This window comes from Mesorhizobium humile, from assembly GCF_033977215.1.
Lineage (GTDB): Bacteria > Pseudomonadota > Alphaproteobacteria > Rhizobiales > Rhizobiaceae > Mesorhizobium > Mesorhizobium humile.
Window position 1 is genome coordinate 82,204 of the sequence record NZ_JAVIIV010000015.1, and the last position, 23,105, is coordinate 105,308.

General features: G+C 64.5%; 22 protein-coding genes. 13 read left to right on the forward strand and 9 right to left on the reverse strand.

What is annotated here, in order from left to right; genetic code table 11:
- Positions 1-2: 2 nt before the first annotated feature.
- Complete coding sequence (locus tag RFM52_RS21545; protein ID WP_320296944.1) at positions 3-176, forward strand: hypothetical protein; 174 nt, start codon at positions 3-5, stop codon at positions 174-176.
- A 2-nt stretch (positions 177-178) separates the two neighbouring features.
- On the opposite strand, the gene RFM52_RS21550 is transcribed toward RFM52_RS21545, so the two are convergent.
- From RFM52_RS21550 to phnG, 3 genes are read right to left on the reverse strand one after another with little or no spacing between them, the layout of a single operon-like run.
- Entirely contained in the window at positions 179-1,294 is a 1,116-nt protein-coding gene (locus tag RFM52_RS21550; protein WP_320296943.1) for a carbon-phosphorus lyase complex subunit, read from the reverse strand.
- A 1-nt stretch (position 1,295) separates the two neighbouring features.
- Positions 1,296-1,907: a phosphonate C-P lyase system protein PhnH gene (gene phnH / locus RFM52_RS21555; RefSeq protein WP_320296942.1), complete on the reverse strand. Its 612-nt coding sequence runs from the start codon at positions 1,905-1,907 to the stop codon at positions 1,296-1,298.
- Complete coding sequence (gene phnG, locus RFM52_RS21560) at positions 1,907-2,368, reverse strand: phosphonate C-P lyase system protein PhnG (RefSeq protein WP_320296941.1); 462 nt, start codon at positions 2,366-2,368, stop codon at positions 1,907-1,909. The genes phnH and phnG overlap by 1 nt, the downstream gene beginning before the upstream one ends.
- Before the next feature lie 123 nt (positions 2,369-2,491).
- Here phnG and phnF point away from each other — a divergent pair, with 123 nt between their 5' ends.
- Positions 2,492-3,241 carry a phosphonate metabolism transcriptional regulator PhnF gene (gene phnF, locus RFM52_RS21565; RefSeq protein WP_320296940.1) on the forward strand — a complete coding sequence of 250 codons (750 nt, stop codon included), beginning with the start codon at positions 2,492-2,494 and terminating at the stop codon, positions 3,239-3,241.
- 291 nt (positions 3,242-3,532) lie between these two features.
- Here phnF and RFM52_RS21570 read toward each other — a convergent pair whose 3' ends face one another.
- The 5 genes from RFM52_RS21570 to RFM52_RS21590 all read right to left on the reverse strand — a co-directional run bounded on the left by RFM52_RS21570 (position 3,533) and on the right by RFM52_RS21590 (position 10,133).
- Positions 3,533-4,549, reverse strand: a complete 1,017-nt coding sequence (locus RFM52_RS21570) for a zinc-binding alcohol dehydrogenase family protein (RefSeq protein ID WP_320296939.1) — start codon at positions 4,547-4,549, stop codon at positions 3,533-3,535.
- A 64-nt stretch (positions 4,550-4,613) separates the two neighbouring features.
- Positions 4,614-5,579, reverse strand: a complete 966-nt coding sequence (locus tag RFM52_RS21575) for an ABC transporter permease (protein WP_320296938.1) — start codon at positions 5,577-5,579, stop codon at positions 4,614-4,616.
- A complete protein-coding gene (locus RFM52_RS21580) occupies positions 5,576-7,129 on the reverse strand; it encodes a sugar ABC transporter ATP-binding protein (RefSeq protein WP_320296937.1) in 1,554 nt (517 codons plus the stop codon). The genes RFM52_RS21575 and RFM52_RS21580 overlap by 4 nt, the downstream gene beginning before the upstream one ends.
- Before the next feature lie 156 nt (positions 7,130-7,285).
- Entirely contained in the window at positions 7,286-8,281 is a 996-nt protein-coding gene (locus RFM52_RS21585; protein ID WP_320296936.1) for an ABC transporter substrate-binding protein, read from the reverse strand.
- 346 nt (positions 8,282-8,627) lie between these two features.
- Positions 8,628-10,133: a UxaA family hydrolase gene (locus tag RFM52_RS21590; protein ID WP_320296935.1), complete on the reverse strand. Its 1,506-nt coding sequence runs from the start codon at positions 10,131-10,133 to the stop codon at positions 8,628-8,630.
- 260 nt (positions 10,134-10,393) lie between these two features.
- Here RFM52_RS21590 and RFM52_RS21595 point away from each other — a divergent pair, with 260 nt between their 5' ends.
- The 6 genes from RFM52_RS21595 to gndA all read left to right on the forward strand — a co-directional run bounded on the left by RFM52_RS21595 (position 10,394) and on the right by gndA (position 16,400).
- The gene (locus tag RFM52_RS21595) at positions 10,394-11,296 is read left to right on the forward strand and encodes a GntR family transcriptional regulator (RefSeq protein WP_320296934.1); all 903 of its coding nucleotides are present in this window, start codon (positions 10,394-10,396) and stop codon (positions 11,294-11,296) included.
- A 307-nt stretch (positions 11,297-11,603) separates the two neighbouring features.
- Complete coding sequence (locus RFM52_RS21600) at positions 11,604-11,951, forward strand: DUF2946 family protein (RefSeq protein WP_320296933.1); 348 nt, start codon at positions 11,604-11,606, stop codon at positions 11,949-11,951.
- Between the two features lie 88 nt (positions 11,952-12,039).
- The gene (locus RFM52_RS21605; protein WP_320296932.1) at positions 12,040-12,594 is read left to right on the forward strand and encodes a copper chaperone PCu(A)C; all 555 of its coding nucleotides are present in this window, start codon (positions 12,040-12,042) and stop codon (positions 12,592-12,594) included.
- 30 nt (positions 12,595-12,624) lie between these two features.
- Positions 12,625-13,143 carry a YcnI family copper-binding membrane protein gene (locus RFM52_RS21610; protein ID WP_320296931.1) on the forward strand — a complete coding sequence of 173 codons (519 nt, stop codon included), beginning with the start codon at positions 12,625-12,627 and terminating at the stop codon, positions 13,141-13,143.
- A 51-nt stretch (positions 13,144-13,194) separates the two neighbouring features.
- Positions 13,195-14,823 carry a copper resistance CopC/CopD family protein gene (locus RFM52_RS21615; RefSeq protein ID WP_320296930.1) on the forward strand — a complete coding sequence of 543 codons (1,629 nt, stop codon included), beginning with the start codon at positions 13,195-13,197 and terminating at the stop codon, positions 14,821-14,823.
- Positions 14,824-14,975: 152 nt separating this feature from the next.
- On the forward strand, positions 14,976-16,400 hold the full coding sequence (gene gndA, locus RFM52_RS21620; protein WP_320296929.1) for an NADP-dependent phosphogluconate dehydrogenase: 1,425 nt from the start codon (positions 14,976-14,978) through the stop codon (positions 16,398-16,400).
- Between the two features lie 226 nt (positions 16,401-16,626).
- Here gndA and RFM52_RS21625 read toward each other — a convergent pair whose 3' ends face one another.
- Positions 16,627-17,673: a LacI family DNA-binding transcriptional regulator gene (locus tag RFM52_RS21625; RefSeq protein WP_320296928.1), complete on the reverse strand. Its 1,047-nt coding sequence runs from the start codon at positions 17,671-17,673 to the stop codon at positions 16,627-16,629.
- A gap of 386 nt (positions 17,674-18,059) precedes the next feature.
- Between RFM52_RS21625 and RFM52_RS21630 the strand changes: the two genes are divergently transcribed.
- The 5 genes from RFM52_RS21630 (at position 18,060) to RFM52_RS21650 (ending at position 23,104) form a co-directional block, all read left to right on the forward strand.
- Positions 18,060-19,298 (forward strand): ABC transporter substrate-binding protein, encoded by a 1,239-nt coding sequence (locus RFM52_RS21630; RefSeq protein WP_320296927.1) that lies wholly within the window; start codon positions 18,060-18,062, stop codon positions 19,296-19,298.
- Between the two features lie 85 nt (positions 19,299-19,383).
- Positions 19,384-20,277: a carbohydrate ABC transporter permease gene (locus tag RFM52_RS21635; protein ID WP_320296926.1), complete on the forward strand. Its 894-nt coding sequence runs from the start codon at positions 19,384-19,386 to the stop codon at positions 20,275-20,277.
- Complete coding sequence (locus RFM52_RS21640) at positions 20,270-21,202, forward strand: carbohydrate ABC transporter permease (protein WP_320296925.1); 933 nt, start codon at positions 20,270-20,272, stop codon at positions 21,200-21,202. Before RFM52_RS21635 ends, RFM52_RS21640 begins: the two co-directional genes overlap by 8 nt.
- Entirely contained in the window at positions 21,202-22,311 is a 1,110-nt protein-coding gene (locus RFM52_RS21645) for an ABC transporter ATP-binding protein (RefSeq protein WP_320297025.1), read from the forward strand. The genes RFM52_RS21640 and RFM52_RS21645 overlap by 1 nt, the downstream gene beginning before the upstream one ends.
- A gap of 40 nt (positions 22,312-22,351) precedes the next feature.
- Entirely contained in the window at positions 22,352-23,104 is a 753-nt protein-coding gene (locus RFM52_RS21650; RefSeq protein WP_320296924.1) for a sugar phosphate isomerase/epimerase family protein, read from the forward strand.
- The last annotated feature ends 1 nt before the right edge of the window (position 23,105 follow it).

Sequence of the window (23,105 nt, forward strand, 5' to 3'; positions counted from 1 at the left end):
GAATGGACTCTACCGGTTGGATGCATCTTGGCGTGCTGCTGCTGGTGTTTGCCGGCATCGTGGCCTTTGTGCTGTGGAAGATGGTTCTGCCCGCGCCAAAGGCGCCGCCACGCGGCGAGACCGTTGCCGGCGCGCGTGGCTATATCGGCCTGTGGTTCGGTGGCGGCGGACGTTAGGATCATTCCGCAGCCTCCCGCTTCTCCTCGGCGGCCTTGTCCTCGTTCTCCCGTGCCTCGTATTCGGCGCGCATGCGGCGGACCAGGCCGAGCTCGGCCTGGAAGTCGACATAATGCGGCAGCTTCAGGTGCTCGACGAAGCCGGTCGCCTGGACATTGTCGGAGTGCGAGATGACGAATTCCTCGTCTTGCGCGGCGGCGACGACGTCCTCGCCGAGCTCGCCGGCGCGCAGCGCCCGGTCGCACAGCGCCATCGCCATCGCCTTGCGCTCGCTCTGGCCGAAGACAAGGCCGTAGCCGCGCGTGAACTGTGGCGGCGCCTTGGCCGAGCCCTTGAACTGGTTGACCATCTGGCATTCGGTGACGCGGATGGAGCCGAGCGGCACGGCGAAAGGCAGCTCGGGCACGTCCAGCTCCAGCGCGACCTCGCCGATGCGTACTTCGCCGACGAAGGGGTGGTTGCGGGCATAGCCGCGTTGCGTCGAATAGCCGAGCGCCAGCAGGAAGCCCTCGTCGCCGCGCGATAGCGCCTGCAGGCGGATGTCGCGTGCCATCGGGAATTGCAGCGGCTCGCGCGTGATGTCGCCGGGCACATGGTCCAGCGGCATGTCGCCGTCGGCCTCGATCAGCCCTTCATGGGCGAGGATCGCGGAGACGCGCGGCATCGCCTCAGCCTCGGCTGGACGCTGCGCGGGTGTTTCGACCTCGGCGCCGGCGGCAAGCTCGGGATCGAGCAGCCGGTGGGTATAGTCGAAGGTCGGGCCGAGCACCTGTCCGCCCGGCAGGTCCTTGTACGTGGCCGATATGCGCCGTTCGAGCTGCATGGCGCCGGTATCGACCGGATTGGTGTAACCGAAGCGCGGCAGCGTGGTGCGGTAGGCGCGCACCAGGAAGATCGCCTCGATCATGTCGCCGCGCGCCTGGACGACGGCGAGTGCTGCGAGCTCGCGATCATAGAGCGAGCCTTCGCTCATCACGCGGTCGACGCCGAGCGCCAGCTGCTCGACGATCTGGTCGAGGCGCAGCGCCGGCACCGAGCGGTCGCCGCGGCGGCGATCGGCAAGCAGGCGGTGCGCATTGGCAATGGCGGCCTCGCCGCCTTTCACCGCGACATACATGTCATGCCTCCATCGACTTGATGCGGGTGGTGCGCGGCAGGCAGGCGAGGCTGCCGGGCGCCGCCAGGATGATGTCGACGCCGCGCGGGAAACGCTGGTTGTTCTGCTTCCACTGCTCGACGAAATGGCGCGGCATGCCGGTCGGCGCGATCATCGCCGTCTTCTCGATGCCGGGGCCTTCGAGCAGCAGCGTCGGGCCGGAACCGAGATCGCCGGTGAGCAGGATCAGCGTCGTCGAGCGGTCAGGATATTCCTGCGTGCCCTGCGAGAAACCGTCGATCGCCGCCATCTCCTTCGGATTGGCGATAAAGGCGAAATGCGCGTCGGCCGGCGTGTTGGCCAAAGGCGCGCCGGTGTGAAAGCCGAGCCAGGCCTTGACCGAGGCCTCCGCCAGCAGCGCGTGGTCGAGCCAGACCGGCGTGTCGTTGTCGCAGAGCGCCAGCGCGACCGCGCCTGCCGTCGCCGACAACGGCGCCGGCGGGCGGGCGAGCTGCGGCAGCTCCTGGACGGTGCCGGGGCGCGCCATCGCGTCCATGATGGCGCGGAACACGGCCTGGGCGTCGAAGACCGGCTCGGCGAAACCGCCGTCGATCGATTGCGTGGCGATGTTCATCAGTCTTCTCCGCGCACCATGGTGAAGAAATCCACTTTCGTTGCCGCCGTTTCGACGCGCTTTGTTTCGCGCGCAGCATCGAGCGCCGCGCGCAAGGGCGCGGCGAGCTTCGTCTCGACCGCTTCGCGATGTGCCGGGTCCTGCCAGAGCGCGTCGGCGATTGCCGCCAGTTTTGCCTTGCCCTTGTCGCGGCCGAGCGCATAGGAATGGCCGACTTGGCCCGACGGCAGCCGCACCGTGGCGCGGGTGACCGTAGCCTCGCCGACATTGAACGGCGCGCCGCCGCCGCCGATCCGCCCGCGCACCGTCACCAATCCGGTCTCCGGGCCTCGCAAAAGCTCCGCCTCGGAAGGCAGGTCCGCTTCGCTCCACAGACGGGCGATCTCATCGGCCGCGGCATGCGCCAGCGTCGCCATCAAGGCCTTTCGCCCGGCCTGCTCGCGCGCTTCCTGTCCTCGCATGGCATCGCTCCTTGCATGCACAAATTTGTCTATTGATATAGACAACTATACAAATTATACTCACCTCGTAACGGGAGTCCATGACGGGTGGATGACAAGGGCGGGAAAAATGCTTGGGGGGCGATGGTGACTGGACTGGCGGCGAGTATCGAAAGGCGTAACGGCGTGTCGCTGTGGCGGCAGATCGCCGACAAGATATTGCAGGGGATCGCAAGCGGCGATTTCGCCGAGAATGCGGCGCTGCCGCCCGAAGTCGCACTGGCCGAGCGCTACGGCGTCAACCGCCATACGGTGCGCAGCGCCATCGCAGCACTTGTGCAGGAAGGCGTGCTGAAGGCCGAGCAGGGACGCGGCACCTTCGTCCTGTCGCGCAAACGGCTGTCCTATCCGATCGGCGCGCGCACGCGCTTCTCGACCGGGCTGCAGGGGCAGACGAGCGAGCGGCACATCGCGCTCTTGTCATCATCCACGGAGCCGGCCAGCCGGCGCATCGCCGAGGCGCTGGGCATCGCCAAGGGCGCGGCCGTCATTTGCCTGGAGACGCGTGGCGAGGCCGATGGTCATCCAGTATCGCGCGCGACGACCTGGTTCGACGCCCAGCGCTTCGCCGGCATCGAGGACGCAATGGCGGAGACGGGATCGATCACCGCCTCGCTCAAGCGTTTCGGCATCAACGATTATCTGCGGCAATCGACCGTGCTGTCGGCACGTCATGCCGATGCCGACGACCTTGCAGCGCTCGATCTGCAGCCGGGCGCCATCGTGCTGGTCACCGTCGCCGTCAACGTCACGCTCGATGGCCAGCCGATCCAGTTCGCGGAGTCGCGCTTTCCCGCGGAGCGGGTGGAGCTCAGGCTATTGGCCAACGATTAGCCTTCAACGCGGTCATCCAGGACGATAGCCCAGTGAGGTCGTCATCCACGGGCGGAGCGACGCGAAGCGGAGCGCAGACCCGGGGATTCATTCCGTTATCTTAATCGTAGAGTGCAGCGGAGCAGAATTCTGGATCGTCGCAACGCGTTGGCGTCACGGAATGGGTCCTCGGGTCTGCGCGCGTCGCTACGCTCCTTGCTCCGCCCGTGGATGACGAGGCACAAACGCTTCGGCCAATCGCCAATGCCGCGATTTGCCAGGAATCCAGAGCCGAGATCTCCGTGCCGGCGCTCAGCCGACCTCGATAACCGCCTTAATCAGCCCCGATTTCTCATGCGTCCATCTGGCGAGGTCGCGCGGCGTTCCGTCGAGCGTGGTGCGATGGGTGACGAGCTTGTTCAACGGCACGGAGCCGTTGCGGATCGAGGCCGCGACATGGTCGAAATCGGCTTTCAGCGCGTTGCGGCTGCCGACCAGCGTCATCTCGCGCTTGTGGAATTCGGGGTCGGAGAAGGTGATGTCGTCCTTGACGACGCTGACCAGCACCAGCGTGCCGCCATGCGCGACATGGGCGAAGGCCGACTGCACCGATTGGGTGTTGCCGGTCGCGTCGAACACAAGGTCGAACCCTTCGCCGCCGGTCGCCTGCCGCACCAGGTCGGCGGCCGCCGCTTTCGAGCTGTCCAGCGGGGCAAAGCCGAGTTCCTTTTCGGCGAAGCCGAGACGTTCAGCGCTCATGTCGAGCAGGCTGACATCCAGCCCGGCGATGCGCGCGAAGATCGCCGTGCCAAGGCCGATTGGGCCGGCGCCGATGACCAGCGTGCGCTGGCCGGACTGACCGAGCGAGCGGCGCACCGCATGCGCGCCGATGGCCAGGAATTCCACCGTCGCAGCGTCGGCCAGCGACAGGCCGTTCGTCGGGTAGAGGTTTTGCGCCGGCACCAGGATCTCGTCGCACATGGCGCCGTCGCGATGCACGCCCAGCACCTCGATCTTCACGCAGCAATTCGGTTTGCCGTGCCGGCAGGCGATGCATTTGCCGCATGAAAGATAGGGGTTGATGATCACCGGCTCGCCGACCGCGAGATCGACGCCTTCGCCCTTCTCGACGATGGTGCCGGAAACCTCATGGCCCATGATGCGCGGATAGGCCAGGAAGGGGTGCTTGCCTTCGAAGATGTGGTAGTCGGTGCCGCAGATGCCGACATGGCTGACCGCGACGCGCGCCCAGCCGGGCGGCGGCGTAGCTGGGGCGGCGCGGTCTTCGAGGACAAGCTCGCCGGGCGAGCGGCAGACAACGGCTTTCATGGGCAATCCAAAAAAGAGCGCCGGCCTCGGTCGAACCGGGCCGGCGCGGAGTTTCAGGGAGGATTCATTTGCCGCGACGGCGCAGACCGTCGAAGTAGACGATGACGATGATCAGCACGCCGGTGATGATGCGCTGCCAGAAGGCGTTGACGTTGAGCAGGTTGGCGCCGTTGTTGATGGTGGCGAGGATGAAAGCGCCGAGCAGCGGCCCGTGCACCGACCCGACCGCGCCGAAGAGCGAGGTGCCGCCGATCACCGACGAGGCGATCGCCTGCAACTCCCAACCTTCGGCCTGGGTCGGATTGCCGATGCCGATGCGGGATGCCAGCAGGACGCCGACGAAGGCCGCGCACAGGCCGGACAGCGTATAGGCCATATAGATGGTGCGCTGCACGTTGACGCCGGACAGGCGCGACGCCTCGGCATTGGAGCCGACCGAGAACAGATAGCGGCCCCAGCGGCTGTGATGCAGGAAGATGTAGGCCGGGATGCCGACAAGGATCACCATCCAGAACAAATTGGGGACGCCGACGAAGGAATTGCGCGAGAACTCCTGGAAGGCGTCGTTGTTGATCGAGATGGAATTGCCGTTGGTCATCAGCAGTCCGATGCCGCGCAGCGATGTCAGCGTCGCCAGCGTGATGATGAAGGGCGGCAGGCCCATCTTGACGATGCCGAAACCGTGGAACAGGCCGATGGCGACGCCGACCAGAAGCGTGATCAGGATAGCGGCGAAGACCGGCACGCCGGCATTGATCAGCATTGCGGCGATGACGGTGGAGAAGCCGACCACCGCGCCGACGGAAAGATCGATGCCGCCGGTGATGATGACGAAGGTCTGGCCGACTGCGAGGATGGCGATCATCGAACCCTGGCGCAGCAGATTCGAAATGTTGTTGGCCGAGGCGAAGCTCGACGTCGCGACCGACAGGATGACCCACAGGAGAACCAGCAGCGCCAGCAGCGTCAGCCCGAACAGGGCGTTGTAGTTGCGCTTGGGTTTTTCGGCGGCGATGGCCTCGGTGCTCATGTTTGACCTCCCTGTTTTTCTTGTTTCTCGGCGAGCGCCTGCGTGAGAATTTCCTCGTGATCGGCAGTGCGGAAGCCATGCGTGGCGACCAGCTTGCCGCGCCGGAATACATGCAGCGTGTCGGCGAGCTCATAGACCTCGGGCAGATAGGACGAGATCAGGATGATGCCGGCGCCTTTCGACAAGAGCACGCTGAACAGCCGGTAAATCTCGGCCTTGGTGCCGACATCGACGCCCACTGTCGGCTCGTCGAAGATGAACAGCTTGGCGCCATGCGCCAGCCATTTGCCGATGACGATCTTCTGCTGGTTGCCGCCCGACAGGCTCGAGGCCAACGCATGGCGCGTCGGCGTCTTGATGCGCAGGTCGGCGATCTGGCGGTCGGCCTCGGCCTTCTCCTTGGCGCCGGAAATCAGAAGGTTGCTCGAAATGCGCTTGTAGATCGGCAGGTTGAGGTTCATGCCGACCGGCAAATTGAGGCACAGGCCCTGGTCGCGGCGGCTTTCGGGCGCCAGCGCCATGCCGAGCCGGATTGCGTCGTGCTCGGAATTGACCTGGACCTCTTTGCCTTGCCACAGGATCTGGCCGGCCGATTTCCTGTGGCGGCCGTAAAGCGTCGTGACGAACTCGCTGCGGCCGGCGCCGATCAGGCCGTAGAGGCCGACGATCTCGCCCGCGCGGACAGTCAGAGAAACATTCTCGAAGCCTTTGCCGGAGAGGTTCTTCGTTTCGACGATCGCGGCACCAAGCGTGAAGTGCTCCTTGTGGTAGATCTGCTCGATCGAGCGGTTGATCATCAGCTTGACCAGCTCGGGCTCGTTGGTCTCGGCGATGTTGCGGGTGCCGACCAGGGTGCCGTCACGCAGAACGGAGACGCGGTCGGCGAGCTCGAACACTTCCTCCATGCGGTGGCTGATGTAGATGATGGTGACACCTTCGCCCTTCAGTCGGCGGATCAGCGTGAACAGCTGGTCGGCCTCCTTGCGGGTGAGGTAGGCGGTCGGCTCGTCGAAGATCAGGAATTTCGTGCCGCGCACGGTGGCGCGGGCTGCGGCGATCAGCTGCTGCTGGCCGATGGTGAGGTCGCCGAGAACGACATGCGCCGGCAGGTCGAAGCCGAGATCGTCGATGATCTTCTGTGCGTCCTTGACCATGGCGCGCTGCTGAAGGATGCCGAAGCGCGACTCCTCCTCGCCGAGGAACATGTTGGCGGCGACCGTGAGGTGGCGGCACAGCACCACCTCCTGGTGGACGGCGTTGATGCCGAGCGCCATCGCTTCATGAGGTGTTGCCAAAGCCGCCGGCTTGCCCTCCCAGACGACCTCGCCCGAGGTGCGCGGCATGACGCCGGTCAGAAGCTTGATGAGGGTGGACTTGCCGGCGCCGTTCTCGCCGACAATGGCGTGGATCTCGCCCGCCTTGAAGGCAAGGTGCACGGGCTTCAACGCGTGCGTGCCGGGATAGCGCTTTTCGAGGCCGTTGAGCTCGAGGATCGTCCTGCCAGGCTCCAGCGTGGGGTGCGGATGCAGTTCCTGCGCCGTCGACGTCATGACAATCCTCCCAGATTGATCTCAACTGTTGGATCCGCAGCGATGCGTCTTGATCGCGCACCTTGAACGCAAGCTAACGCAAGGCGTCGAATTTCCAAGCCGCCGCGGCGGATGTTCCCGGGGCGCGAGGCCCCGGAAACGACTGTCGTGAAGATCTCACTTGAGCTTCGGATTGAGCAGCGCGTCGATCTTCGGGTCCTTCATGTTGGCCTTGGTGACCAGGTTGGCGCCGGTGTCGACATTGGCCTCGACCTTTTCGCCCTTCGATGCGGCGAGCGCGGTCTTGATGCCGTCATAGCCCATCCGGTAGGGATCCTGGACGACGAGGCCGGAGATGACGCCGTCATTGAGGAACTTGATCAGCTTCTCGTCGCTGTCGAAACCGATCAGGCCGACCTTGCCGGCAAGGTTGTTCTCGGCGATCGCCTGGCCGACGCCCTGCGCCATGATCAGGTTGGAGGCGAATATGCCCTTCAGATCCGGATTGGCGGTGATCAGGTCGGTCGCGATGTTGAGACCGGTGGTCGCCTGGCCGTCGGCGTATTTGTCGGCAACGAGCTCGAGACCCGGATACTTGGCCTTGAGCTGTTCCTTGAAGCCCTGGGCGCGTTGCTCGAGCGAGCCGGCGCCCGGGAGCGCGGTGATCAGGGCAACCTTGCCCTCGACCTTACCGCCATTGGCGGCGCCGATCGCGGCGGCCAGACCGTCAGCCGCGACGCGGCCGCCCTGGACGTTGTCGGTGGTGAGGAAGGAGGTGAAGGCCTTGGAGTCGGCGCTGGAATCGATGCCGATGACCTTGACCTTGGATGCGGCCTCGTCGATCGGCTTGCCGAGCGCCTTGGCCTCGGTCGGCGCGATGACGACGGCGGCCGGATTGCCGGCGACGGCGTTTTCGAGGATCGAGATCTGGCCGTTCACGTCGGTCTCGGCCTGCGCGCCCAGTTCCGGCACGTTGACGCCGAGATCCTTGCCTGCCTTGCGGGCGCCAGCCAGGACGATCTGCCAGTAGAAGGAGGTTGTGTCCTTGACGATGATCGGAATGGTCACGTCGGCCGCCGAGGCAGGGGCGGAATGCAGCGTGCCGGCAAGCATCGATGCGGCGGCCAAGGCCACGAAAGCGCGGCGGTTGAGAAGGCTGGTCACGAATTTCATTAGGTTCCTCCCTAAAATCGCCTGGTGAAGGTTTACGGAAGCTCCATCTGGATAGGCGCGAGCCAAACAGAACTTTATCAATAAAAAACAGATGCCGTTTTTTGATAGTGCATCGCAGTGGCCGATGCAAGCGGTGTCTGGTGCCGTTTACGTGTTGCCGGATAGGGTTTGGTCGGCTTCAGCCGGCTTCCCCTCCCAGGCAGCATACGAGCGCGCTTCCGTTCCTCCCTTGAACATGGAACATTAATTCCATTATTCTGTCAATATGGAATATTCATTCCCTAGCCAAATCGCAGGATCGTGAAGGTTGCCCGGTCCCGTCGTCGGTGGCCGTGTTGTCCGTGATCTAGAGCGTCGCGCCGAGATGCCAGGGCACGAACTCGTTGTCGCCGTAACCGAACGCCTCGCTCTTGGTCTTGCGGCCGGACGCCGTCTCGATGATCAGCTCGAAGAGCTCGCGGCCCATGCCGGCGATGGTCTTCTCGCCCGAGGCGATGACACCGCAATTGACGTCCATATCCTCTTCCATCTGGTGATACATGGTCGAATTGGTGGCGACCTTGATCGACGGCGTCGGCCGGCAACCGAAGCAGGAGCCGCGGCCGGTGGTGAAGACGATGACATTGGCGCCGCCGGCGACCTGGCCAGTGGCAGAGACCGGGTCGTAGCCGGGCGTGTCCATGAACACCAGGCCGCTGCCCGAAACCTTCTCGGCATAGCCGAAGACGCCGTTGAGCGGCGTCTGGCCGCCCTTGGCGACCGCGCCCAGCGATTTCTCGAGGATCGTGGTCAGGCCGCCGCGCTTGTTGCCGGGCGATGGGTTGTTGTCGATCGAGGCGCCGTGCTTGGCGGTATGGTCCTCCCACCACTTCACGAAGCCGTCGAGCTTGGCGGCGATCTCGGGCGAGGCGGCGCGATAGGCAAGCAGATGCTCGGCGCCGTAGATCTCGGTCGTCTCCGACAGGATGCCGATGCCGCCGCAGCCGGCCAGGATGTCGACGGCGGCGCCCAAGGCCGGATTTGCGGTGATGCCGGACATGCCGTCCGAGCCGCCGCATTGCAGGCCGACGACGATCTCCGAGACCGGAATCGGCTCGCGATGCAATTGGCCGACCTCCTCGGCGATCTCGGCCAGCACGCCCATCGCCCGCTCGACCGATTTGCGCGAGCCGCCGGCTTCCTGGATGTTGAAATGGCGTTTTCCCGCCGCGACGCCCTTCTGACCATAAAGGGTGAGCTGGTTGACCTCGCAGCCCAGGCCCACCATCAGGATGCCGCCGAAATTCGGGTGGCGCGCATAGCCGGCCAAAGTGCGGTGCAGAACCATCATGCCGTCGCCGGTGGCGCTCATGCCGCAGCCCTGGCCGTGCACGATCGGCACGAAGCCGTCGATGCCGGGATATTTCGGCAGAAGCGTGCGGTTGGCTTCGTCCGCGATGGCATGGCAAACGGTCGACGAGCAATTGACGCTGGCGATGATGCCGATGAAGTTGCGCGTGCCGGCGCGGCCGTCAGCGCGGCGGTAGCCCATGAAGGTACGCTTGCGGTCGGCCTCGGTGGCGTGCTCTGCCTCGCTCGGCGGCACCACCGGCAAGCGGCCGCTCTCGAAAACCAGATTGTGCGAATGGACATGCTCGCCAGCCGCGATGGCCTGCGTGGCGCGGCCGATCGCCTGCGCGTATTTCACCACCGCTTCGCCCGCGGCGATCGGCTTGATCGCCACCTTGTGGCCAGGCTCGATCACGGCGGTCGCGGCGGCGCCGCCCGGCAAGGGCGATCCAATCTCGATACGCCCATTGGCGACGGCGACATTGTCGGAGGGTGAGAGAAGGATGGTGTTGGCAATGGTCACGGGCGGCTGTCCTGGGTGGATCCTGGGAAGGCGGGCGGATTGACTCGCGCCCGTTTAAAGGTAATGTCTTTTATCGGGAAAAAACATTTTTGCGTCAATTGTTTTTTCGTCGCGGACAGCGCGCGCCCTCTGGCGGTGCGGGTGTCCGTTTGGCAAGCCGGCGAAAACCTTTCCTGTTTTCGGAAGCTTGAGCTAGGAACGCACCATAATTGCGCCTCAAGTCGGCCGTCGCAAGCGCCGGCGAGGCAACGGGGCAGGGAATGTCGAAGAGCAACAACGTCTACAAGGACGCCTTCAACCGCTGTCTGCGGCTGCTCGATGAATCCAAAAGCCTGCCCTCCGAACCCGAGCTCGGCACGTTGCTCGGCGTCAGCCGCACCACGGTGCGCAGCATCCTTACCCGCATGGAAGAGACCGGGCTGATCGCCTGGAACAAGCGCAGCAAGACGGTGCTCAGGGCGCCGCGGCCGGAGGATTTCTTCCCGGAGGAAGAGACCGACACGCTGGCCGAGATCATCGAGCGTTCCTTCATGCGACGGCTGCTTGCCAGTGGCGCCGAGGCCGGCATGCAGATCAACGAATTGGAACTGGCGCGCGAGATCGGCGTCGGCACCACCAGCGTGCGCGAGTTCCTGATCCGCTTCTCGCGCTTCGGCCTGATCGAGAAACGGCGCAACAGCCATTGGGTGCTGAAAGGTTTCACGCGCGCCTTCGCGCTCGAATTGACCGAGATACGCGAGATGTTCGAGCTGCGCTCGGCGGCGGCGTTTGTCGCGCTTCCGCTGGAGAGCGCGGTCTGGGCCGATCTCGACGGGCTGGAGGTCGAGCATCGCCAGCTCGCCAGCGAGATCGCCACGCGCTTCAACGAATTCTCCGAGCTCGACGAGCGCCTCCACCGGCTGATCCACCGCGCCTCGCACAACCGCTTCATCGTCGACTTCTACGATGTCATCGCCATGATCTTCCACTACCACTATCAGTGGAACAAGGCCGAGGAGCGCCAGCGCAACGAGGTCGCGGTGCAGGAGCACCTCGCCTATATCGCGGCGCTCAAATCGCGCGATCCCGGCAAGGTGGACGCCGCCTGCCGCAAGCATTTGAAGTCGGCGCGCCAGACGCTGTTGAGCTCCATTCCCGAGGGACGGCAGGCGCAGCCCGCCTGAGGGTCTGTTGATATTCAGGTGATGCCGGCCTGCGAACGGCGGCTTCCTGCGCTTCCGGCCTTCGCCGGCCGAAGCCCTCATAAGGGTCTCCGCTCTAGGAAGGCTACGGCCGGCGTAGGCCGGTTCTCGGAAACCACCATTCTCGGCTCGGCCTGACCTGAATCTCAACAGACCCATAAAAACAGGCACGTCGCGCCGCGTTGCCGCAGCGCGGTTTTGCCGATTTTCCGGCCGCATCGTCCATGTTAGGGTCGATCAAGTTTCCGGGAGAGGCTTTGCGTTGAATATCCGGCTGAGACGATGGAGCATGCCGGCCGCGTTCGTCGCGGCGCTGCTTCTGTTGCTTCAGTCCTCTCTCGGTGCGTTCGCCTTCGGCGCGTCTTCGCAGCTCGACGCCTTCGGCAATGTCATCTGCACGCATGAAGGCGCTGTAAAGCCCCCCGACGGCGATCCCCATCAGCAGCATATGCCGGCCTGCTGCTCGCTCGGCTGCAGCATGGCTTCGCCGGCGCATCTGCCGCCGCCGGAAGCGAATGCGCTTCACAGGGCGATGGCGTTCGAGACAGTCGCTTTTGCGGTCCCGGCCTTCCATCATCTCGACTTCGCCCGCGATCGCTCGCCGGCCAATCCGCGCGCGCCGCCGGCAATCGGCTGATCCGCGGAACCTTTCGCGGCCTTGTCCATCCTATGATCAGACTGCTCGCGACCGCATTGCGGCGCGATTCCCTATCCATGGAGCAACCATGTCCAATCTTCTTCCCAAGGCGCGAGCCTTCGCCCTTCGCGGTCAGCCGCAGCTCGGCTTGCGGCAGCGTCTCGCCTTCGCCGCGCTTTTCGTTGTCCTTCTCTTGGCCTGCATTCCGGCCGCCATCGCGCATGAATTCAAGGTCGGCGATCTCGAGATCGTGCACCCCTGGTCGCGGGCGACGCCGCCCGGCGCCAAGGTGGCCGGCGGCTACTTCACCGTGACCAACAAGGGCAGCGCGCCGGACCGGCTGCTGTCGATTTCCTCCGACATCTCCGACAAAGCCGAGTTGCATGAGATGGGCGTCAAGGACGGCGTCATGACCATGCGGCCGGTCGAGGGCGGGCTGGAGATCCCGGCCGGCGGCAAGGTCGCGCTGAAGCCGGGCGCTTACCACCTGATGTTCACCGGCCTGAAGCGTCAGCCGAAGCAGGGCGAGAAATTCCCCGCGACGCTGACGTTCGAGAAGGCCGGCAGCGTCAAAGTCGAGTTTGCCGTCGAAGGCATGGGCGAGACAGGCAGTGGCGATATGGACATGGATCACGCCGAGTAATCCGCCAGTTCGAATTCAGAGGGACGATCCATGAAGAAGTATCTTTTGGCGGCGGGCGTGCTATGCGCGCTCGGGACCAATGCCGCGCTCGCCCACATCACGCTTGAAACGCAGGAAGCGGCTGTCGGCTCCACCTATAAGACGGTCCTGCGCGTGCCGCATGGCTGCGAGGGCAAGGCGACGACCGCCGTGCGCGTGCAGATCCCCGAAGGCGTCATCGCGGTGAAGCCGATGCCCAAGCCCGGCTGGACGCTGCAGGCCAAGAAGGGCAGGTACGAGAAGTCCTACCAGCTCTATGGCGAGACGCTGACCACCGGCGTGAAGGAAGTGGACTGGAGCGGCGGCAACCTGCCCGACGAGTTCTATGACGAGTTCGTCTTCCGCGCTTCGCTGGCGGCCGATCTGCCAGCCGGCCAGATGCTCTATTTCCCGGTGGTCCAGGAATGCGGCGACGCGATCGATCGCTGGATCGAGATCCCGGCGGCGGGCCAGGATGAGGACGCCTTGGAAACTCCGGCGCCCGGCATCAAATTGCTGCCGAAGAAATGATCTTTCGTTGGCGCTCCATCGGGGCGCGCCACCATTTCCTGTCATGACGGCATGAACGCAGCACAGCCTTCCTCGACGATCCGCCTGCATACCGGCCCGCTTGCCTGGCTGGTGGCAGTGCTCGTGGCGATGGCGGTATTGGCCATGCCTGGTCGCGCCCTTGCGCATGCGGCGCTGGTCGCGACCGATCCGGCCGACGGCGCGGTGCTGCCGCAAAGTCCCGCCAAATTCTCACTCACCTTCAGTGAGCCGGTCTCGCCGCTGGTCCTGACGCTCGTGCGGCCGGACGGCTCGCAGCTTGCGCTGACATCCTTCCGTCTCAACGATCAGACCGTTGAGATCGACAATCCTGAAACGCTCAAATCCGGCACGCATGTGCTGAGCTGGCGAGTGGTGTCGGTCGACGGCCATCCGGTCGCCGGTTCGGCGCTGTTTTCCATAGGTGCGCCAAGTGCCGCGCCGGTGGCGGCCGAAGCCGTCGACCGGACGTTGCGCGCGGCGATCTGGGCAGCCAGGCTGTTTCTCTATGCCGGCCTCTTCCTCGGCGTCGGCGGCGCGTTCGCGCTTGCATGGCTGGCCGAGGACCGGCGTTGCGGCCAGCGCTTTGTCACCGCAGCGCTGCTTTTCGGTCTGGCCGGCGCGCCGGTATCGCTCGGCCTGCAGGGATTGGATGGGCTCGGCGCGCCGCTCGCCCGGTTTGCGGCACCGGTTGTCTGGAAGACCGCGCTGGAGACGAGCTTCGTCTGGACGGTGCTGATCGGCCTGATCGCGCTTGGTCTCGCGCTGTTGTCGCTTGCCGGGCCGTCAGGTCTCCGCAAGCTGTCGGCAAGTGCTGCACTGCTCGGTGTCGGCGGCGCTCTCGCCGCGAGCGGCCACGCCAGCGCCGCCGAGCCGCAATGGCTGACGCGGCCGCTGGTGTTCCTGCATGGCGCCGCAATCGCCTTCTGGGCCGGTTCGCTGGCGCCGCTCGGCCTGGCGTTGCGGCAGCAACCCGCGGAAGCAAAAGCCTTTCTGCGGCGCTTCTCTCGCGCGATCCTGCCGGTCGTCATCGCGCTTGCCGCCAGCGGCATCATGCTGGCGATCATCCAGGTGCAGCAGCCGGCGGCATTGATCGACACGTCCTATGGCCGGCTGCTGCTTCTGAAGCTGGCTCTGCTGCTTTTCCTGTTCACGCTTGCCGCGGTCAACCGCTGGACACTGACCGTGCCCGCCGAGGCGGGCGACACGGAGGTGCAGCGGCGGCTGGTTCGCTCGATCGGCATCGAGGTGGTCATCGTGCTTGCCATCTTCGGCGTCGCCGCCGGCTGGCGTTTCACCCCGCCGCCGCGCGCCCTGGCGATCGCCGCCGCGCAACCGGTGTCGATCCACATCCACACGCTGAAGGCGATGGCCGATCTCAGCATCACGCCGGGCCATGCCGGCGAGGTCGCCGCTTCGGTGGTGATCATGACCGGCGATTTCGGCCCGCTCGACGCCAAGGCGGTGACGCTGGTGCTGTCGAAGCCGGATTCCGGCATCGAGACGATCAAGCGGCCAGCGACAAAACCCGGCGACGGCACCTGGCGCGTCGACAATCTCGTCATCCCAATTCCCGGGCGCTGGAACGCGCGGCTGGATATCCTCGTTTCGGACTTTGAGATGGTGAAGATCGAGGCGCCGATCGACATCCGCGCTGAGTGATATTCAGGTGAGGCCGGCCCCAATCCGATCTACAACCGCCTGACACAATTCGGTCAGACGGTTGACGCCGTCGCCTCGGCCCGTCATTCATCTGGAAAAGGCGTTCTCCAGGGCGCGGCCTGCAACAAGCATCCGGAAGTAGGGAAGAAACGATGGAAAAAGCCGAAATCGGCCTGATCGGCCTTGGCACGATGGGCTCCAACCTGGCGCTCAACATAGCCGAGCACGGGCACCGCATCGCCGTCTTCAACCGCACGCCATCGCGCACCGACGCCTTCGTCGAGAGCGCCGGTTCGCTGAAAGACATGGTCGTCCCGTGCTACAGCCTGGAGGAACTCGCCGCGGCGATCCGGCCGCCGCGGCCGATCATCATCATGGTGCTGGCCGGCAAGCCGGTCGACGAGCAGATCGCGGCACTGCGCGGCGTGCTCTCCAACAACGACATCGTCATCGATGCCGGCAACGCCAATTTCCGCGACACGATGCGCCGCTTCTCCGAGCTGTCCGGCTCGGGCCTGACCTTCATCGGCATGGGCGTTTCGGGCGGCGAGGAAGGCGCGCGTCACGGTCCGTCGATCATGGTCGGCGGCACCGAGGAGTCCTGGAAGCGCGTCGAGAACGTGCTGACGGCGATTTCCGCCAAGTTCAAGGACGAGCCCTGCGCCGCCTGGCTCGGGCATGACGGCGCCGGGCATTTCGTGAAAACCATCCACAACGGCATCGAATATGCCGACATGCAGATGATCGCCGAGATCTACGGCATATTGCGCGACGGGCTCGGCATGGCGCCCAAGGAGATCGGCAAGGTCTTCGACGGCTGGAACCAGGGCCGGCTCAACTCCTACCTGATCGAGATCACCGCCAAAGTGCTGGCCGCCGGCGACGCGAAGACCGGCAAGCCGGTGGTCGACATCATCCTCGACCGCGCCGGGCAGAAGGGCACCGGCAAATGGTCGGTCATCGAGGCGCAGCAGCTCGGCATTCCGGCGACGGCCATCGAGGCGGCGGTGGCGGCGCGCGTGCTCTCGTCGATCAAGGACGAGCGCCAGGCGGCGGAAAAGGCCTATGGCGATATCGGCGTTGAAAAGATCTCGGGCGACAGGGCCGCGCTGCTCAAGGACCTGGAGCTCGCATTGTTCGCCGGCAAGATCGCGGCTTATGCGCAGGGTTTTGCGGTGATGAGCGGCGCTTCGAAGGAGTTCAACTGGAACCTGCCGATGCCGACCATCGCCAAGATCTGGCGCGCCGGCTGCATCATCCGCTCGCAGATGCTGGACACGATGGCCGAGGCCTTCGGCTCGGGCAGCGCGTCCACCAACCTTTTGATGGCGCCGGCCTTCATCGCCATGATGAAGGAGGCGCATCCGTCGCTGAGGCGCATCGTGGCGCGCGCCTCCGAGGCTGGCTCGCCGGTGCCGGCGCTGTCCTCGGCGCTTGCCTATTTCGACAGCTACCGCCAGGGACGCGGCACCTCGAACCTCATCCAGGCGCAGCGCGATTTCTTCGGCGCGCATGGCTTTGAGCGCATCGGGGAAGAGGGGGCGTTCCACGGCCCGTGGGGGAGTGGAGCGGCCTAGGCTTGGTCGTCATTCTAGGGCGGAGCAAGGAGCGAAGCGACGCGCGCAGACCCTAGAATCCATTCCGTGACATCCGAGTGTCGCAACTGTGCAGAATTCTGCTCCGCTGCGTTTTCTGGCCAAGGTCACGGCATGGATTCCAGGGTCTCCGCGACGGAGCTTCGCTCCTGCTTCGCCCTGGAATGACGAAGCTGAGGAGCTTCGACCAATCTCCAACGAACCAGAGCTAACCGCGATAGGGCAAGACCTCGCTCGGCGTGCTGAGCGATTGCAGCGTGCCTGGATCAGCGCCGCCGATCCAGCCGAGCACGGCCTTGGCGAGCTCGGAGCCGGCGAGCCGGAAATTCTCGTTGACGACAAGCAGCTCGCGCCGGAACAGATGCAGCAGTTCCGACGATTGTTTTGAGACCACGTCGACGTCGCGGCCGAGCTTCAGCCCGGCGTCCTCGATGCCGGCCACGATGGCGAGCGTGGCGGCGGCGGCGCTGCTGACGAAGCCGTCCGGCCGGTCCTTGCGCCGCATCAACTGCGCAGTCCGCATCCTGATCTGCTCGATCGACTGGTCGATGGAGACGGTATTGAACGGCACCTCCGAGGCGCCGACCTCGCTCAGCGCATCGGCAAAGCCGTTCACCGTATAGCGGTAATAGGTGAGGCCAATCGGCGGTGTCACGAGGGCGAGCCGGTTGCGGCCGTTGGCGGCGAGCGCGCGAACCGCTTCGCCGGCAAAGGCGTAATTGTCGAAGTCATGATAGGGATGCACTAGCCCCATGTCGGTGCGGCCATGCGTGGCGAAGGGGATGCCGCGCTCCAGCATGTAACGCGCCCGCGGGTCGTTGGGCTGGGTACGCGAGATGATGACGCCGTCGGCCGAGCCCGTCTCGACCAGATAGCGCACCGGGTCGAGCGGATCCTGCGAGCGCGAATAGGGCGTGACGATCAAATGGTAGGGCGTGTCGGCGATCACCTCGGTGACGCCGTAGATGATGTCCGAAACGAAGCTCATCAGCTCGTGCTCGGTGTTCAGCACAAGCGAGATGACGTTGGTCTTGCCGGTTCTCAAGCGTACGCCGGCGCGGTTCGGGCGATAGCCGATCTGCTTGGCGACGAGCTGGACACGGCGCCTGGTCTCGGCGCCGATTTCCGGCGCATCCTTCAGCGCGCGCGAGACCGTCGTGACGCCAAGTCCGGTCATGAAGGCAAGCGTCTTCAGAGTCGGCCGCTCCTTGCCCGACGTGTCGTCGTCGCCCTTCTTCGTTACCCGTCTATCCATTCGTCCCGCCCGTCAGGCGCATAGCAGCCGCAAGGCCGGCCGGCAATCGTGCGGCGTTGACAATTGCGCGACCTTCAGCATGTCGCCTGGTTCAATATACTGAAACGTTACAGGTTGCCAATCTTCGTGAGCGGCCGGCAGGGCCGGAAGCATTCCATTGCGCTGCGGAGGCGAACCGAAAGTCTCTGGAATCACAAAGAAATCTCGGCTTCAGGCTGGGTTTTGCCACCAAACAACTGTTCCGACGTTGGCATTGCCATCCCAGAAGAGAGATTTTGTTCGGGCCTCGAAAAAATCTTGATTGGTTTTGAGGCGAGGGGTTGCCTATGCAGTTCATTTGCCGTATCGAAAATCTGTAACGTTTCAGATTCTGGGAGGAAGCCGAAATGCAATACAAATTCATGACTGCCGCCTTTGCCGCGACGGTTGCGTTCAACGTCGCCGGCCCGGCGGCCGCGACCGACCTGGAAGTCACCCATTGGTGGACTTCCGGCGGCGAGGCGGCGGCGGTTGCCGAGCTTGCCAAGGCATTCGACGCGACAGGCAATCACTGGGTCGACGGCGCCATTGCGGGCTCCGGCGGCACGGCGCGGCCGATCATGATCAGCCGCATCACCGGCGGCGATCCGATGGGCGCCACGCAGTTCAACCACGGCCGGCAGGCGGAGGAGCTGGTGCAGGCCGGGCTGATGCGCGACCTCACCGACATCGCCACCAAGGGCAAGTGGACCGAGGTCGTGCGGCCGAAGAGCCTGCTCGACAGCTGCACCATCGGCGGCAAGATCTATTGCGTGCCGGTCAATATCCATTCCTGGCAGTGGCTGTGGCTGTCCAACGAGGCCTTCCAGAAGGCCGGCCTGCCGCTGCCGAAGGACTGGAATGAATTCGTGGCGGACGCGCCGGCGCTGGAAAAGGCAGGCATCATTCCGCTCGCCGTCGGCGGGCAGCCCTGGCAGGCTTCCGGCGCCTTCGACGTGCTGATGGCCGCTGTTGGCGGCACTGACACCTTCCTCAAGGTCTACAAGAACAAGGACGCCACCTTTGCGGCCGGTCCGGAGATCGCCAAGGTGTTCAAGGCGGCGGACGACGCCCGCAAGATGGCCAAGAACACCAATGTGCAGGACTGGAACCAGGCGACCAATCTGGTCATCACCGGCAAGGCTGCCGGCCAGATCATGGGCGACTGGGCGCAGGGCGAGTTCCAGGTCGCCGGCAAGACCGCCGGCAAGGACTATACCTGCCTGCCCGGCCTCGGCCTGAACGAAGTCATCGCTACCGGCGGCGACGCCTTCTACTTCCCGCTGCTCAAGGATGCCGACAAGGCCAAGGCACAGGAAGTTCTGGCGGAGACCTTGCTCGATCCGAAGACCCAGGTTGCCTTCAACCTCAAGAAGGGCTCGCTGCCGGTGCGCGGCGACGTCGACCTCGGCACGGCCAACGATTGCATGAAGAAGGGCCTCGCCATCCTCGCCAAGGGCGCGGTCATGCCGTGGACGGACCAACTGCTTTCGCAGGACACCCAGAAGCAGAAGGAAGACCTGTTCTCCGAGTTCTTCGCCAAGCCCGACATGACCGTCGAAGAGGCGCAGAAGCGCTTCGCCGAGATCATCGGTTCGGCGGACTGACAACCGGCGCCCCCGCCCGCTCCCGGCCCCAGCCTATCGGGGGTCGGGAGCATGACGTCCTCATTGTCCCAGCCCGGCTGCCGAGATGAGCAACAGCGAACGCCCTAACCAGCTTTTCCGTAACCTGAACGCCAAGGTCGCATCGATCCCGATGGTGCTCACTGCGCTTGTGGTGTTCGTCGGCGGCACGGCGTGGACGGTTCTCTACTCCTTCACCAATTCGAAGCTGTTGCCGCGGCTCAATTTCGTCGGGCTCGACCAGTATCACCGGCTCTGGTCGACATCGCGCTGGCTGGTGTCGATCGAGAATCTTCTGATCTACGGCGTCATCTCGCTGGTGTTCTCGCTGGTCATCGGCTTCCTGCTTGCAGCCCTGCTCGACCAGAAGATCCGCTTCGAGGACACGTTCCGCACGATCTTCCTCTATCCCTTCGCGCTGTCCTTCATCGTCACCGGGCTGGTCTGGCAATGGCTGCTCAATCCGGATTTCGGCGTCCAGCGCGTCGTGCGCGACCTTGGCTGGACGAGCTTCAGCTTCGACCCGCTCTACAATTCCAGCATCGTCATCTACGGCATTTCGATCGCGGCGCTGTGGCAGGGCACGGGCTTGATCATGTGCCTGATGCTGGCTGGCCTGCGCGGCATCGACGAGGACATCTGGAAGGCGGCGAGGGTGGACGGCATTCCGACCTGGAAGACCTATCTCTTCATCGTCATCCCGATGATGCGGCCGGTCTTCATCACCACGCTGGTGATCATCGCCGCCGGCATCGTCAAGGTCTACGACCTGGTCGTGGCGCAGACCAGCGGCGGCCCCGGCATCGCCTCCGAAGTACCGGCGAAATACGTCTACGACTACATGTTCTTCGCCCAGAATCTCGGACAGGGGTTTGCCGCCTCGACCATGATGCTGTTGTCGGTGGTGATCGTCATCGTGCCCTGGGCCTATCTCGAATTCGGAGGCAAGAAGCGTGGCTGACGTCGCCTCCCTGTCCACCAGCGCGCAAGCGCTCAGGCGCGATGCCGCCGGCCCGAGTGGGCCGAAGCCGCGGCACGTGCTGTCGCGCCGCAACATCTTCCTCTACGGCACGCTGATCGTCGTGGCGCTCTATTATCTCTTGCCGCTCTATGTGATGATCGTCACGTCGCTGAAGGGCATGCCGGAGATCCGCCTCGGCAACATCTTCTCGCCACCGGTGGAGATCACCTTCGAGCCCTGGGTGAAAGCCTGGGCGACAGCGTGCACAGGGCTCAACTGTGACGGGCTCTCGCGCGGCTTTTGGAATTCGGTGCGCATCACGGTGCCGTCGGTGTTGCTCTCGATCGCGATCGCCTCGGTGAACGGCTATGCCTTGGCCAACTGGCGTTTCAAGGGCGCCGACACCTTCTTCATCATCCTGATCGTCGGCGCCTTCATCCCCTACCAGGTGATGATCTATCCGATCGTCATCATCCTGCGCGAGATCGGCATCTACGGCTCGCTGACCGGCCTGGTGATCGTGCATTCGATCTTCGGCATGCCGATCCTGACGCTGCTCTTCCGCAATTACTTCACCTCGATGCCGGAGGAACTGTTCCGCGCGGCGCGCGTCGACGGCGCCGGCTTCTGGGGCATTTATCTGCGCATCATGCTGCCGATGTCGCTGCCGATCTTCGTCGTCGCCATCATCCTGCAGGTGACGGGCATCTGGAACGACTTCCTGTTCGGCGTCGTCTACACGCGCCCCGACACCTATCCGATGACGGTGCAGCTCAACAACATCGTCAACTCGGTGCAGGGCGTGAAGGAATACAACGTCAACATGGCCGCGACCATCCTCACCGGGCTGGTTCCGCTCATCGTCTACTTCATTTCCGGCAAGCTCTTCGTGCGCGGCATCGCCGCCGGCGCGGTGAAAGGATGATGATGGAAGCTGAAATCGCCAATGCAAGCGTTTCGATCCAGGACCTGTCGCTCAATTTCGGCGCCGTCTCGGTGCTGCAGACACTCAACCTGGATGTCGCCGAGGGCGAGTTCATCGTGCTGCTCGGCCCGTCCGGCTGCGGCAAGTCGACCTTGCTCAACTGCATAGCCGGCCTGCTCGACATTTCGGACGGGCGCATCTTCATCAAGGGCAAGAACGTCACCTGGGAAGAGCCGAAGGACCGCGGCATCGGCATGGTGTTCCAGTCCTACGCGCTCTATCCGCAGATGACGGTGGAGAAGAACCTTTCCTTCGGCCTGCGTGTCGCCGGCGTGCCGAAGGAGGAGATCGCCAAACGCATCGCCCGCGCCGCCGAGATCCTGCAAATCGGCCCGCTCTTGCAGCGCAAGCCCTCGGCGCTGTCCGGCGGCCAGCGTCAGCGCGTGGCGATCGGCCGTGCGCTGGTGCGCGACGTCGACGTCTTCCTGTTCGACGAGCCGCTCTCCAATCTCGATGCCAAGCTGCGTTCCGAGCTGCGCGTCGAGATCAAGCTTCTGCATCGCAGGCTCAAGAACACGATGATCTATGTCACCCACGACCAGATCGAGGCGATGACGCTGGCCGACCGCATCGCGGTGATGAAGGGCGGCGTGATCCAGCAGCTCGACGCGCCGCAGACGATCTACAACCGCCCCGTCAACCGCTTCGTCGCCGGCTTCCTCGGTTCGCCTGCGATGAATTTTCTCAAGGGTCGGCTCGAAGCGGGCGAGGCGCCGGTGTTCAAGGCCGACGGCATGTCGGTGCCGCTCGCCCGCTATCAGTTCGACAGCGATGGAGGTCGCGCCGCCAAGCCCTGCGTCTTCGGCATCCGGCCCGAGCATATTGCTTTCGGCGAAGCGGCGAGGGCCATGCCGTTCACCGCCGAGTCCACCGTCGAGATCGTCGATCCGATGGGCTCCGACACGCTGGTGTGGACAAAGCTCGGCGGCCAAATCCTTTCCTTCCGCGTCGAAGCCGACAAGACGCTGCACAACGGCGATGCGATCCGCATCGGCTTCGATCCGGCGCGCGCTTCGCTGTTCGACGCCGAGACCGACAGCCGCCTCTAACCCCCGAAAAATCATCCCCCAAGCAGAACGGACAGGACAGATGAACTGGTCATTCCAACTCTACAGCGCCCGCAATTTCCAGCCATGGAACGGCGTGGTGAAAATGCTCGGCGAGCTCGGCTACAAACAGGTCGAAGGCTTTGGCGGCGTCTATGACGACCCGAAAGCTTTTCGCGCCGAGCTCGACAAGAACGGGCTTGCGATGCCGACCGGGCATTTCTCGATCGACGCGCTGGAGAACGATTTCGACGGCGTGCGCAAAATCGCCGACGCGCTCGGCATCAAGCTCATGATCTGCCCCTATCTGATGCCCGACCAGCGCCCGTCCGACGCCGCCGGCTGGCGCGGCTTCGGCGAGCGCCTGGCCAAGGCGGGCGAGACCGCCAAGAAGGCCGGCTACGGCTTTGCCTGGCACAACCACGATTTCGAATTCAAGGCACTTGCCGACGGCTCGCTGCCGCAGGACCATATCCTGTCCGCCGCGCCTGATATCGGCTGGGAGATGGACGTCGCCTGGGTGGTGCGCGGCGGCGCCGATCCGCTGCCCTGGATCGAAAAGCACGGCAAGCGCATCGTCGCCGTCCACGTCAAGGACATGGCCAAGCCCGGCGAGGGACTGGACGAGGACGGCTGGTCCGATGTCGGCCACGGCACGATCGACTGGGCGGGCCTGTTCAAGACATTGCGCGCCAAGAGCGCGGCGCAGTATTTCATCATGGAGCAGGACAACCCCAACGACATCGAGCGCTATGCCCGGCGATCGATCGCGGCAGCCAAGAGCTGGCAGGAGTAAT